This window comes from Catellatospora sp. NPDC049133 (assembly GCF_040648455.1).
GTDB lineage: Bacteria > Actinomycetota > Actinomycetes > Mycobacteriales > Micromonosporaceae > Catellatospora > Catellatospora aurea.
On the sequence record NZ_JBEZDT010000014.1, the window covers coordinates 167,275 to 179,948 of the forward strand.

Genomic DNA, 12,674 nt, shown 5'->3' on the forward strand with positions numbered 1-12,674 from the left:
GGCAGAACATAGAAAACCCGCATGAACCCCACCCACCGCGACCACTCCTACCGGAGCGGAGCAGGGGGTGCCGCCGGAGTGAGCGTAAAAGGGCGGCGGCCCGGCGTGCAACAGCGCGGGAGCGGGTGGCTACGGGGCCAGGCGTACGCCGTTGCGGCCGTTCCGCTTCACGGCGTACAAGGCCTGGTCGGCGCGGTACATCGCGGCTTCCGGCGGCTCCAGCTCGCCCTGGATCGCCACCCCGACGCTGATCGTGCGCCCGGTGGCCCGGGCCGCTGCGACGAGGCGCTCGGCGACCAGCAGTGCCTCGGCGGCACTCGGCACGTCGACCACGGCCACGAACTCGTCACCGCCGACTCGGAACAGCTCGTCGCCGAGCCGCAGCGCCTGCTGCAGCGCGCTGGACATCTGCACCAGCACCCGGTCGCCCGCGGCGTGGCCGAGCGTGTCGTTGACCGACTTGAACTGGTCGATGTCGATGGCGAGCAGTGCGGTCCGGCCCGGCGTCGCGTTGGCGAGCCGGTCGCCGAAGGGCCCGCCGTGCCCTAGGCCGGTCAGCGGGTCGGAGTTGGCCTGCAGGTGCAGCCGCCGCAGCGTGGTCAGCTTCTCCAGGCAGGTGCTGGCCTGTGCCGCCAGCAGCTCCAGCAGGTTCACCAGCGCGCTGTCGGGCACGATCGCGGTCTCGTCCAGCACCACCAGCGCGCCGACCGAGGAGGACACCACTGGCGTGCCCGCCCCGAGCGGTACGGCGATCATGGTGCGCACCCCGGCGGCGGTCAGCGCCTCGAACCCGCGGGCATCGAGCACCGCGGGATCGCCGAGGGTGTACGAAGCGCCGTACCGGCAGGCCTCGTCGAGCAGCGCGGCGAGCCGGTCAGGGTCGATCTGCGCCAGCCGGGCGACCAGCGGCCGGTCCCGGGGTTCCGGGGAGCTGGCCGCGATGACCACCCGCAGCTCCTGCTCCTCGGGCAGCAGATCCGGGGCCGGCCGCAGCAGCACGGCGGCGGCCAGGCCGGTCACCTCGCGGGCCGCGCGGCAGGCACGGACCAGCACGTCGGCGTCGGTCTCGGCGTTGGTGAGCGCGAGCGCGTGGCGCAGCAGCTGCTCACTGCGGGTCTCCGCGGGCGGCCCGCCCAGCTCGGACAGGCGAGCGCCGAGCAGCCGCCCGGCCTCGGTGAGGGTGTCCTCCCAGCCGTCCAGCGGCTGCGCCTCGGCCCACTCGGCGTTGATCACGCCGACCGGGTGCCCGGTCCGGTCGATGATCGGCGCGCAGATCTCGGAGGTGATGGGCGGCCCGAGCCGGATGTAATCCGGGTCGTTGGCGACGTCGAGGATGGTGACGGCCTTGCCGCTGGCGTACACCCGGCCGACCACGCCGTGGCCCAGCGGCACGGCGGAGAACACCTGCCAGGCTCCGCTCGCCGAGACGCACCGGAGCTGATCCTTCACATGCAGCAGCGCCTCGATCAGCGCGGGGGTGTGCCGGCTGAGCACGGAGACCGTGGCATTGCAGGCTTCCACCGCGCTGCGGGAGGTCCGCAGTGCTACGGAAACATCATCAATGATGCGAGGAAGGGGCACGGGGCAGAATTTCGCTCTTCGTCAGGGGTCAGGGGCCTTACGGCGGCCAAGCTTACTCACCGTAGGCGGGTTAAGCGGCCATTATGAAAATCGTTCGCCCGACGTGACCATCGGATGAGTGGGCATGCCTGCCCTGCTTACGGCCCATCGGGGCAGGTGACTCTCATCGCCGCGGCGCACGGCAGGGAACATCGATGCCCGTCTGGGGTGATCGCGAACTTCGGGCACGGTGTTCGGCAGTGGGTGATCGGTCACAGCGCGTCAATCCTCGCGTTCGACGATCTCGGTCACGTATCGGTGCCCGCAGCGTAGAAGGGCGAAACCAGCCCTGGAGTCGACGAAGTTCCCCCCGTCGGGGTTGTCGTATTCGCATTTCCCGCTCTGGCACCTGTCTAATACGCTGCGCGCGCGGTCTGCCGTGCGCGGATCGCTCAAGCCGGACCGTCGCGGTCCGGCCGTACGACAACGGGGAGGACACATGGCTACTGCGCGCCTTCGCGCAGTCTCACGCATCCTGGTCACCGCCACCGCGGCCGCCGCACTGCTCGGGGCAGCGGCCGCGCCGGGCCTCGCGGCGGCGAAACCGAAGATCGATTTTTCGGGTATCGCGTTCGCGACCGACCAGGTCGACACCACCACCGGCGGCACGACGGTCACCCTGAACTGGACCGTGACCGACACCTCGGCCACCGCCCGGAACCTCAGCGGCCGCGTCTACGTGCAGCGGTACAGCGGCGCCACCGCGGTCGGCCCGGCCGAGGAGATCCGGTTCAGCCTAGATGGCGGCTGGCCGGTCGTCGGGCCGTACACGGGCGGGATCGCCAGCTCGTCGTACGCGCACGACTTCCTCGTGACTGAGTACGGCCCGGCCGCGCCGGTCACCTACCGAGTGACGAAGATCACCGCGACCGACGACCAGGGCACCACGCGGACCCTGTCCGGCGACCGGATCAGCCCGTCCGCCGTGCTGGCCGCGACCCAGAACCCCGACACCGCACCTCCGGTGGTCAACCAGATCTGGCTCGACTCGCCGACCAAGGAGCATGTGTACGACGCCGGCTCCGGCGCGACGCTGCGCTACGGCCTGTACGTCTTCGACGAGCCCGGCGCGGGCTTCTGGAAGGGCCGCATCGTCCTCGACGGTCCCGGCACCGCGGAGGTCGTCGCCCCGATCACCATGTCGTGGAGCGACCAGGGCGGCTACCTCTGTGGCGACATGCAGAGCTGGGACCCTTGGTTCGTCGAGTGCCACGTGCCGGTGACCCTGCCCGCGGGCAGCCCCACCGGCGAGTGGAAGGTCAAGGCGGTCACCGTGACCGACCGGGCCGGCAACACCAAGCGCCACACCGGTCTCGCCGCGCCCACCGTGCAGGTGACCCGCAACGAGGCGATCGTCGCCGGCGGGTTCACGCTGACCCCGACCCAGGTGAACAACTGGCGGGAGCCGGCGAAGCCGACGCTGACGTTCACCGCGAGCGGTGTGCAGGGCGCGCTGAGCGCCACGGTCGCGACCACGGGCTGCTCCACCTGGAACCAGGTGCTGACCGAAGGGCCGGCGGGCACGTACTCCATGCCGGTGGTGATGAACGAGCTGAACACCACCTGCACCGTGGACGGCATTCTGCTCACCGACGCGGCCGGCGCGGTGTCGGTGTACGGGGCCTACTACGGCGCGCCCGCGCTGGACCTGCGGACCACCCGGGTGCCCGACACGTCCCGGCCGGTGGCGATCGCGGCGGCGCTGAGCCGCACCGAGGCCGCCCCGGGCGAGGTGTCCAACGGCATCAGCATCGCCGTCACCATCGACGACGTCACGCTCGCCCCGGTGACCGGGTTCTCGACCACCATCTACAACTCCCTCGGCCACTCCGTGGGCGGCGCGAACGGCGGCGTCCACGTGGGGGCCGACGGGAAGCTGTCGCTGTCGGTGTACTTCCGGGACCTGCCGGCAGGGACGTACACGGTGGGCTTCACGCTCAGCACCGCGGCGGGCAACAGCGCGAGTTGGGGCTACCCCAACGGTGGCGCTCCGGCGCCTTCCGGACCGCTGGTGTTCACCAGCCTGCCGGCGGCCTGACCGGCCGGCACGTCGTTGAACCGCGGCCCCTTCCGTCCGGGAGGGGCCGCGCGGTGTATCCGGCCCCGGATACACCGAAGGCCCGGGTCAGATCTCTCTGACCCGGGCCTTCTTTCGGTCGGGGTAGCCGGATTTGAACCGACGGCCTCTTCGTCCCGAACGAAGCGCGCTACCAAGCTGCGCTATACCCCGAAGCGGTGCTCCGAAATAGTAGCTGACCCGGTCCCCGGCTCCAAAACGGGTATCCCCCTCAGCGTGGGATGAGCGTCAGCAGGGTCGCCTCGGGGCGGCAGGCGAAGCGCACCGGGGCGGTCGGGTGCGTGCCCAGGCCCGCGGAGACGTGCAGCCAGGCGCGGTCCCACCGGTGCAGGCCGCGGGCCAGCTTGCGGTCCAGCCCGCAGTTGGTGACCAGCGCCCCGACCCCGGGCACGCGCACCTGGCCGCCGTGGGTGTGCCCGGCCAGCAGCAGCTCGAACCCGTCTTCGGTGAACGCGTCGAGCACCCGAGGCTCCGGGGCGTGGCTGAGCGCGATGCGCACCGCGGCGGTCGGATCGGCGGGCCCGGCCGGGTAGGCGTCCAGGTCGATGTGGGGGTCGTCGACGCCGGCCAGGTCGACGACACGGCCACCGGCCTTGAGCGTGGCGCGCTTGTTGTTGAGGTCGACCCAGCCCGCATCGAGGAAGGCCGTACGCAGGTCCTCGGTGGGCAGCTCGACGCCGTGCTCGTAATCGCGGTCCTCGCGGAAGTAGCCGAAGGGGTTCTTCAGCACCGGGCCGCTGTAGTCGTTCGAGCCGAAGACGAACGCGCCGGGCAGCTCCAGCAGCGGCTCGTACGCGGCGAGCACGCCGGGCACCGCGTCCGGGTGGGCCATGTTGTCGCCGGTCACCACGACCAGGTCGGGGTCGAGTCCGGCCAGTTCGCGCACCCAGCGCTGCTTGCGCCGCTGCTTCGGGGTCAGGTGCAGGTCGGACACGTGCAGCACGCGCAGCGGCTCGGCCTCCGGGGCGAGTAGCGGTACGTCGTACCGGCGCAGCGTGAACCAGTTGCGTTCGATGAGCGTGCCGTATGCCAGCGTGCCCGCGCCGACCACGACGGCGCCCAACGCGATTTTCCCGAGCGGACCCATGAGGCTAAGAGTAGTTTCATCGCCCGAGGGCAACACAGTGCCGTCGGAGTGCGGAGCACGGAGAGGTGGGTATGGGCACCCTGAAGGAGCGCCTGACCGAGGACATGCGCTCGGCCATGAAGGCGCGCGACGAGGTGGTGACGGGCACGCTGCGGATGGCGCTGGCGGCCGTCGGTGTGGCCGAGGTCGCCGGGAAGGCCAAGCGTGAGCTGAACGACGAGGAGGTGCTCGCGGTGCTCGCCAAGGAGGCGAAGAAGCGCCGGGAGGCCGAGGTCGCGTTCGCCGACGCGGGCCGCGCCGAGCAGGCCGCGAAGGAGCGGGCCGAGGAGGAGGTGCTCGCCCGGTACCTGCCGAAGCAGCTCACCGATGACGAGATCGCGCAGCTGGTGTCGGAGACGCTGGCCGCAGGTGGTTTCAGCGGAATGGGCTCGATGGGCCCGGCGATGAAGGCGGTGCAGGCCGCGGTGGCGGGCCGCGCCGAGGGCGGCAAGGTCTCTGCGGAGGTACGCCGCCAGCTGGCCGCCTGACGCCTGTGCCGGCCAAAGGGCGAGGCCCCGTTCGCGATGTGCGAGCGGGGCCTCGTCTGCTGAGTGCGTCAGTTTCGTGGTGGTGGCGGCTGTCCGGGGCCGTTGCCGGGACCGGTGCCCGGCTTGGCGTCCTTGCCGTTGCTGACCTCGATCATGACCACGCCCTTTTTGATGGTCCGACCGCTCGGCGTCGTGCTGGCGGCGGTGCCCTTCGGGCACTTGGAGTCGATCTGCTCCGTGTTGACCTCGACCTCGAAGCCCTTGGCGCGCAGGATGTTCCTGGCCTCGGCGACCGGCTTGCACTCCACCGACGGGATGGAGACCTGGTCGCCGTATGCGATCTTGCGGCTGGGCTTGGTGAAGGCGACGGCGGGCTTGTTCTTCATGTAGTCGCGCAGGGTCCGCTGCACGGCCGGGTTGACCACGCCGTGCTTCATGCCCGTGTCGAACGCCCAGTCGGGGTTGGTGAGGAAGCCCGAGACGGTCAGCTGCTTGGTGGACAGGGTCAGCGTGGCCGAGCGGTCAGCGTCGGTGGTGCCGGTCTTGCCGGTGATCGGCTTGCCGACGATGCCGCGGGAGTCGCGGTTGGTCGCGTGGCCGTTGCACTCACGGAAGGCGGAGTTGTCGCCACCCGGGCAGCGCCCCGCGTCGACGGCCGCGCGGGCGATGTCCGGCGCGATGACCTGCTTGCAGCGCTTGTCGGCGACGGACAGCTTGTTGCCCTTGATGTCGGTGATCGACTCCACCGGCGTCGGCTCGCAGTACAGGCCGTCGGCGACGAGGGTCGCGTACGCGTTGGCGAGCTGCAGCGGGGTGGTGGCCGAGACGCCGAGGGTGAACGCGCCCCACTGGCTGGCGTTGTTGGAGTAGCCGAGGTCGTCCTGGGTGGTGCCGGGCTCGTCGTGGAACGTGATGCCCATCTTCTTGGCGACGTTCACCACGTTCTGGATCCCGGCCATGATCGCCAGCGGGACGAAGAACGTGTTGACCGAGCTGCCGAAGCCGGTCCACATGTTCTGCACCGCGCCGCCGCCGCCGGTGACGCAGTACTTGCCGCCGCAGTTGGCGTCGGGGCCGCTGACGGGGAAGTTGGTGATGAACTGCTTCTTGGTGGCGATGTTGGTCGCCAGCGGGTAGCCCTTCTCCAGCGCGGCGACGATCGTGAAGATCTTGAACGCGGAGCCGGCCTGGTAGCCGGTGAACCCGTCACCGCCGGTCATCAGCGGGTTGGTGGTGTTCGGGTAGGTGCCGCGGATGTTCTTGGCCTTCTTCTTCGGGTCCGAAGAGAGCTTGTTCTGCGGCTTGGACTTGCTGTCGAGCTTGAAGTTGCGGTTGACCGCCAGCGCCCGCACCTTGCCGCTGCCCGGCTCGACCGCGGCGAGCATCAGCGCCTTGTCGTTGTTCACCGAGATCAGGTCGGTGACGTTCTTGTTGGCGGCGTTCTGGGCGAGTGGGTCCAGGGAGGTCACGACGCGGAAGCCGCCGGACTTGAGCTGGCGCTCGCGGTCGTACGGGGTCGCCCCGAACACTTCCTGGTCGTTCCACCAGCGCTGGAAGTAGTCGCAGAAGAAGCCCCAGGCGTTCTTGGTGGCCTGCACGCAGCCGTTCGGGGTGATCTTGCCGACGACCTTCAGTTCCTCGGCCTTGGCCAGCGTGGCCTGCTGTTCGGTGAGCGCGCCGGTGCCCACCATCTCGGACAGCACGTAGTCGCGGCGGTCCACGGCGAGCTTCTCGCCGGCGCGGGTCTCCACGTTGAAGTCACCGGGGAACTTCACCAGCGCGGCCAGGAAGGCGGCCTCGGCGGCGGTCAGGGTCTTCGGCTCCTTGCCGAAGTAGACCTGCGACGCGGCGTAGATGCCGTATGCCCGGTTGCCGAAGTATGCGGTGTTGAGGTAGCCCTCGAGGATCTGCTCCTTGCTCATTCGCTGCTCGATGGCCATCGCGTAGCGCATCTCGCGGACCTTGCGCTTGGTGGTGTCCTCGGTGGCGTCGACGACCTCCTGCGCGGTGTCGGCCGAGTACGAGATGGAGAGCCGGACGAACTGCATGGTCAGCGTCGAGGCGCCCTGCTGCACGTCGCCGGCCTGCTTGTTGGCCACGAAGGCGCGGGCGATGCCCATCACGTCGACGCCGTTGTGCTCGTAGAACTTCTGGTCCTCGGCGGCGAGGATGGCCTGCTGGACGATCTTGGGGATCTCCGCGATCGGCAGGTCGCGCCGGTTCTCGTCGTACATGGTCGCGATCAGCGTCTTGCCGTCGTTGGCGTAGACGTAGCTGATCTGGGGGGAGCGCTTGACGACCAGCTCGTCGGGGAGCTGACCGAAGGCTTCACCGCCCGCCTTGGCGGCCAGACCGGACAGTGCCACCGCGGGGAATGCGGCAGCGGCCACCACCACGCCGGCTAGCAAGCCGCAAATCAACAGAGATGCGGCGTTGGCCAGTATGTTGTGGTCGCGCTTTCGCATCAGGGTCACCGCCTCAGGTTACGTGAGCAGGTTTCGGTGTCGCGTGCCGCACCATACCGGGTCAGGCTGCATGGACAGGCGCCTGACAGATCGGCCCCCGCCTCGCCCGCAACCGTCCCGGGCATGTCTTCGTTGTCCAAGACGCACGACCCCTGGCGTGTGGTTGCGTCGCCCCGGTCACGAGATGTCCCCCCGGACGTCGTGGCCGCCCCGTTACTCGCATCTCGACGCTCCGCCGCGGGCCGCCGGACCCCCGTCCCGGCCCGCGGGCGGGCGTCACCCTGCGGCGCGCGTACGCACTGCTCAGGCACTGTTCAGCGCGGTTAAAGACCTTTTTCCGCCATTTTGGCTGACAACGTTGCGTAATCGTCTGACTACGGAGCATGATGGGCGGGCGAGTAACGCACACCGTTCGCGTCGGTTCGGGGGAACCATCGGGGGGATGTGCCCTGCTCAACGACCCTGGAGGTCGGTGGAGTCGGGCAAGTCGCGAGCGGTGAGGGGAACGTCAGGGGGGACGTGGACACATGGGCATGGTCAACGATTGGCCCAGTCTCGCGGCGTGCCGGAACGGAGATCCGGACGCGCTGTTCGTTCAGGGCGCGGAGCAGAACATCGCCAAGAGAGTCTGTCGCGGCTGCCCGGTGCGGTACGAGTGCCTGGCGGACGCACTCGACAACCGCATCGAGTTCGGCGTCTGGGGCGGCATGACCGAGCGGGAGCGCCGCGCACTGCTGCGCCGGCACCCGCACGTGGCGAGCTGGAAGCGCGCCTTCGAGGTCGCCATGCAGGAGCAGGACCGCCGGGAGCTGGTCCGGGCCTGACTGATAGCACCCATCTCATCATCGAAGGGCCGTTTTCGCCGGTATGGCGGGAACGGCCCTTCGGTTACCCGGCGTGACTCATTCGGCCCGTTCGGCCAGTGCCGCGCCGATCGCCCGAAGACCGGCGAGGTCGTGCACGTCGGTCGGCTGCGCCGGCACGTACGCCACCGGCACCTGCGGGAACTCGTCGGTGAACCCGGTCGAGACCTCGGTCTCCCGGGCCACCTGGCGCATCAGCAGCGCGTGCACCTGCAGCGCCTGGGCGGTCAGCGCGTGATCCGCGTGTTCGGCGGACAGCTTCTCGGCCGCCTCCGCGCTGTCGGCCGCCGACAGCTCCGGCAGCTCGGATCGGTGCACCCGGTTGAGCACCAGCCCGGCCAGCGGCATCCGTTCCGCGCCGAGCCGTTCGGCGAAGTAGGCGGCCTCGCGGACCGCGTCCGGCTCCGGCGCGGCCACCACCAGGAAGGCGGTCTGCGGGTCCTGCAGCACCCGGTAGGTCCGGTCGGCCCGCTCGCGGAACCCGCCGAACGTCGAGTCCAGGGCCGACACGAAGCCGGACAGGTCGGTCAGCAGCTGCGCGCCGAGGATCTTCTGCACCGCCTTGGAGAACACCCCGAACGAGGCGGTGACCAGGTTGAACATGCTCTTGCCGCCGGCCCGCGCGGGCACCATCAGCAGGCGCAGCATCTTGCCGTCCAGGAAGCGGCCCAGCCGGGCGGGCGCGTCCAGGAAGTCCAGTGCCGACCGGGACGGCGGGGTGTCCACCACGATGAGGTCCCACCGGTCGGTGGCGCGCAGCTGGCTCAGCTTCTCCATCGCCATGTACTCCTGCGTGCCGGAGAACGTGGAGCTCATGGCCTGGTAGAAGGGGTTCGCGAAGATCTCCTTCGCCCGCTCCGGCGCGGTGTGGGTGAGCACGACCTCGTCGAAGGTGCGCTTCATGTCCAGCATCATCGCGTGCAGGTCGCCGTCGCCGGACAGCCCTTCCACCGGGCGCGGGGTGTTGTCCAGCTCGGTCAGGCCGAGCGACTGGGCGAGCCGCCGGGCCGGGTCGATGGTCAGCACGACGGTCTTACGGCCGTGCTCCTCGGCGGCTCGCAGCGCCAGCGCCGCGGCGGTGGTCGTCTTGCCGACCCCGCCTGAACCGCAGCAGACCACGATGCGTACGCCGGGGTCGGCCAGCAGGGCGTCCACGTCGAGCATGTGCTCAGCCTAAGGGGCGGGGCGCAGCAGCCCGGCGAGGTGCCGTACACCGGCCAGGTCCACCCCGTCCGGCAGCAGCGGCAACTCGACCACCGGCCGGCCCAGGGTCGCCAGCTCGCCGCGCAGCTCCTCCTCCAGCGCGCGCCGGGCCTGGTGGTCGCGCGACTCGTCGAGCAGGGCGGTCACCGTACGCCGGTCGGTCGGCAGCCCGGCCGCGGCCAGCCCGCGCTTGAGCTCGGCCTGGGTGACCCTGCCGTCGTCGAGCAGCGGCGGGCGGGCGCAATTCACAATGATCTTTCCCACACTGATGTTGAGCGCGGACAGCTCGCGCAACGCGTCGGCGGTCTCCTGCACCGGCATCTCCTCCAGCAGGGTGACCAGGTGCACCGAGGTCATCGGCGAACGCAGCAGCGCGGCCACGCCCTCGCTCTGCGACTTGATCGGCCCGAGTTTGGCCAGCCGCGCCGCCTCGGCGGTGACGTTGAGGAAGCGCCCGATCCGGCCGGTGGGCGGGGCGTCGAGCACCACCGAGCGGTACACCCGGCGGCCGCTGTCGTCGGTGCGGGTGGTCGCCTCCTTCACCTTGCCGGTGAGCAGGATGTCGCGCAGGCCCGGGGCGACCGTGGTGGCGAAGTCGATCGCGCCCAGCTTGCGCAGTGCCCGCCCGGCCGCGCCCATCCGGTAGAAGAGCTCCAGGTACTCCAGCAGCGCCTCCTCGGGGTCGACGGCGAGCAGTCGCACATCGACCCCGGCGTCGCCGAGCCGGCGCTCGGCGTACGGCAGCGGCTCCAGTTCGAACAGCTGGGCCAGGCCCTGCCGCCCCTCGACCTCCACCAGCAGCGTGCGCTGCCCGCCCGCGGCCAGCGCGAACGCCAGTGCGGCGGCCACGGTGGTCTTGCCCACGCCGCCCTTGCCGGTGACCACATGCAGACGGGCCGGCCAGGCGGTGTCGTGTGCACCGCGGCCGGCCGGCCCGTCGTTACCGTCGTTCAGCACCCCTCGATGGTGCCAGGTGGCTACTTCACCTCGCAGACGAACCAGCCCTCGTGCTTGACGAGAGTCAATGTGAGCTTCTGCTCGGACATCTTCTCGTCGCTGGTGACCAGCTTGACGGTGACCTCGGCGGTCGCCTGGGTGGCCGTCTCACCGGAGATCTTCGGGGTCTCCCAGGTGAAGCTCGGGCCCTTGAGCTGGGACGTCTGGGACTTGATCTCAGCGATCTTGGCGTCGATGTCCTTGCGGTCGCGGGCGTCACCGCAGACCAGCTTCTCGGCCGCGGCGGCGTCGCCGTTGTTCTTGTAGATGGCGGTGAGGAAGCTCTGCGTCGCGTCCTTGGCGCTCGACGCGCCGATGCCCTCGGTGTTGCGGGTCAGCAGCACGTACGCGCCGATGCCGCCGCCGCACAGCAGCAGGAGCACACCGAGCACGATGCCGATGACCAGCGGCGCCTTGCTCTTCTTGACCGGTGCGGCCGGCACGCCCGGGGCGCCGGGGTAGGTCATGCCCGGGTACGCCGGCTGGCCGGACACCGGGTAGGCCGGCTGCCCCGAGGTCGGGTAGGCGGGCTGCCCGGACGTCGGGTAGGCGAGCTGCCCCGAGGTCGGGTACGCGGCCTGGCCGGTGGCCGGGTAGCCGGGCTGCGCCGGGTACGCGGGCTGGCCGGACACCGGGTAGCCGGCCTGCGGCGCGGTCGGGTAAGCGGCGGTCGGCGGCGTGGGGTACGCAGGGGTGCCCGAGACCGGGGCGGGGGCGCCGGACACCGGCGGGGCCGGCGGGTTCTCGGCGATCGGCAGCGTGGCCGGCGGCGTGGTGGCCGGCTCCGGCTCGGTCGGCGGCAGCGGCACCGCGGGCTGCGGCGTCGTCGGCGGCGTGACCGTCGCCGAGGCGAACGGGTCCGCCGGCGGCGGGTACGCGGGCTGCGTCGGCTGCGGCGTCGTAGGCTGCTGTTCGTCGTGCGGCTGGGTCATGCGATCTCCCCTGGTCTTTTTTACGAGGCCGCGACACTCAGCTGCCCCCGCGGCGGCTCAGCTTAACCGCACCTCGCACCCTGTCGCAGCAGGGATCGACCAGCGAGATCTTCCCGGCACGTTAGGTTATGCCCATGACGAAGTGGGAGTACGTCACCGTGCCTCTGCTGGTCCACGCGACCAAGCAGATCCTCGACAACTGGGGCGCCGACGGCTGGGAGCTGGTCCAGGTCGTGCCCGGCCCCAACCCCGAGCAGCTGGTGGCCTACCTGAAGCGGCCGAAGTCCGCCTGAGCACAACCCCGCGGACACCGCGGTGAAGGAGACAAAGATGTCTGACCCGTACGAAAAGCTCGCTGAGCTGGGCCTGAAGCTGCCTGAGGTGGTCCCGCCGGTGGCGGCGTACGTGCCGGCGCTCCGGTCCGGCGACCACGTGTACGTATCCGGCCAGCTGCCCATGGCCGACGGCAAGCTGCTGGCCACCGGCAAGGTGGGTGCCGAGATCAGCGCCGAGCAGGCGAAAGAGCTGGCCGCCCGATGCGCTCTCAACGGCCTGGCCGCACTTGAATGGCTGGTCGGCCTGGACAAGGTCGTCCGAATCGTCAAGGTGGTGGGCTTCGTGGCCTCCGCCCCCGGCTTCACCGGCCAGCCCGGCGTCATCAACGGCGCTTCCGAGCTGTTCGGCGCGGTCTTCGGCGAAGCCGGCAAGCACGCCCGCAGCGCCGTCGGCGTCGGCGAGCTGCCACTGGGCTCCCCGGTCGAGGTGGAGCTGATCGCCGAGGTCCGCGACTGACCTCGCCCTCGGCGGGGTTGCCGCAGCCGCCCCGTTCGGCATGGACGTTGGCCTATCACATCGACTCCACGTGCGGGAAAGTCGGACGAGGACGCCGGGGCCGCGTACGTCG

General features: G+C 70.4%; 11 protein-coding genes and 1 tRNA gene. 5 read left to right on the forward strand and 7 right to left on the reverse strand.

The window, feature by feature from the left end; genetic code table 11:
- Positions 1 to 129 precede the first annotated feature (129 nt).
- Positions 130 to 1,494, reverse strand: a complete 1,365-nt coding sequence (locus tag AB0B35_RS18370) for a diguanylate cyclase (protein ID WP_361046640.1) — start codon at positions 1,492 to 1,494, stop codon at positions 130 to 132.
- Positions 1,495 to 2,059: 565 nt separating this feature from the next.
- Between AB0B35_RS18370 and AB0B35_RS18375 the strand changes: the two genes are divergently transcribed.
- Positions 2,060 to 3,658, forward strand: coding sequence for a hypothetical protein (locus AB0B35_RS18375; RefSeq protein ID WP_361046642.1), 1,599 nt, complete (start codon positions 2,060 to 2,062; stop codon positions 3,656 to 3,658).
- A gap of 118 nt (positions 3,659 to 3,776) precedes the next feature.
- Here the strand turns inward: AB0B35_RS18375 and AB0B35_RS18380 are convergent.
- Positions 3,777 to 3,850, reverse strand: a tRNA-Pro gene (locus tag AB0B35_RS18380).
- A gap of 58 nt (positions 3,851 to 3,908) precedes the next feature.
- On the reverse strand, positions 3,909 to 4,784 hold the full coding sequence (locus tag AB0B35_RS18385) for a metallophosphoesterase (protein WP_361046643.1): 876 nt from the start codon (positions 4,782 to 4,784) through the stop codon (positions 3,909 to 3,911).
- A gap of 71 nt (positions 4,785 to 4,855) precedes the next feature.
- Between AB0B35_RS18385 and AB0B35_RS18390 the strand changes: the two genes are divergently transcribed.
- Entirely contained in the window at positions 4,856 to 5,311 is a 456-nt protein-coding gene (locus AB0B35_RS18390) for a GatB/YqeY domain-containing protein (RefSeq protein ID WP_361046644.1), read from the forward strand.
- Between the two features lie 68 nt (positions 5,312 to 5,379).
- Here AB0B35_RS18390 and AB0B35_RS18395 read toward each other — a convergent pair whose 3' ends face one another.
- Complete coding sequence (locus tag AB0B35_RS18395; protein ID WP_361046646.1) at positions 5,380 to 7,707, reverse strand: transglycosylase domain-containing protein; 2,328 nt, start codon at positions 7,705 to 7,707, stop codon at positions 5,380 to 5,382.
- A gap of 596 nt (positions 7,708 to 8,303) precedes the next feature.
- On the opposite strand from AB0B35_RS18395, the gene AB0B35_RS18400 reads away from it, so the two are divergent.
- A complete protein-coding gene (locus AB0B35_RS18400) occupies positions 8,304 to 8,600 on the forward strand; it encodes a WhiB family transcriptional regulator (protein WP_203699140.1) in 297 nt (98 codons plus the stop codon).
- Between the two features lie 78 nt (positions 8,601 to 8,678).
- On the opposite strand, the gene AB0B35_RS18405 is transcribed toward AB0B35_RS18400, so the two are convergent.
- Genes AB0B35_RS18405 through AB0B35_RS18415 form a run of 3 tightly spaced genes read right to left on the reverse strand, consistent with a single transcriptional unit; the run spans position 8,679 to position 11,770 of the window.
- Entirely contained in the window at positions 8,679 to 9,803 is a 1,125-nt protein-coding gene (locus AB0B35_RS18405) for an ArsA-related P-loop ATPase (protein ID WP_361046648.1), read from the reverse strand.
- 9 nt (positions 9,804 to 9,812) lie between these two features.
- Positions 9,813 to 10,796 carry an ArsA-related P-loop ATPase gene (locus AB0B35_RS18410; RefSeq protein WP_360524164.1) on the reverse strand — a complete coding sequence of 328 codons (984 nt, stop codon included), beginning with the start codon at positions 10,794 to 10,796 and terminating at the stop codon, positions 9,813 to 9,815.
- A 23-nt stretch (positions 10,797 to 10,819) separates the two neighbouring features.
- Positions 10,820 to 11,770 (reverse strand): hypothetical protein, encoded by a 951-nt coding sequence (locus AB0B35_RS18415; protein ID WP_361046649.1) that lies wholly within the window; start codon positions 11,768 to 11,770, stop codon positions 10,820 to 10,822.
- 134 nt (positions 11,771 to 11,904) lie between these two features.
- Between AB0B35_RS18415 and AB0B35_RS18420 the strand changes: the two genes are divergently transcribed.
- Both AB0B35_RS18420 and AB0B35_RS18425 read left to right on the forward strand, forming a co-directional pair.
- Positions 11,905 to 12,063 (forward strand): DUF4177 domain-containing protein, encoded by a 159-nt coding sequence (locus AB0B35_RS18420; protein ID WP_120317449.1) that lies wholly within the window; start codon positions 11,905 to 11,907, stop codon positions 12,061 to 12,063.
- Between the two features lie 37 nt (positions 12,064 to 12,100).
- Entirely contained in the window at positions 12,101 to 12,562 is a 462-nt protein-coding gene (locus AB0B35_RS18425; RefSeq protein ID WP_360523891.1) for a RidA family protein, read from the forward strand.
- Positions 12,563 to 12,674: the final 112 nt, after the last annotated feature.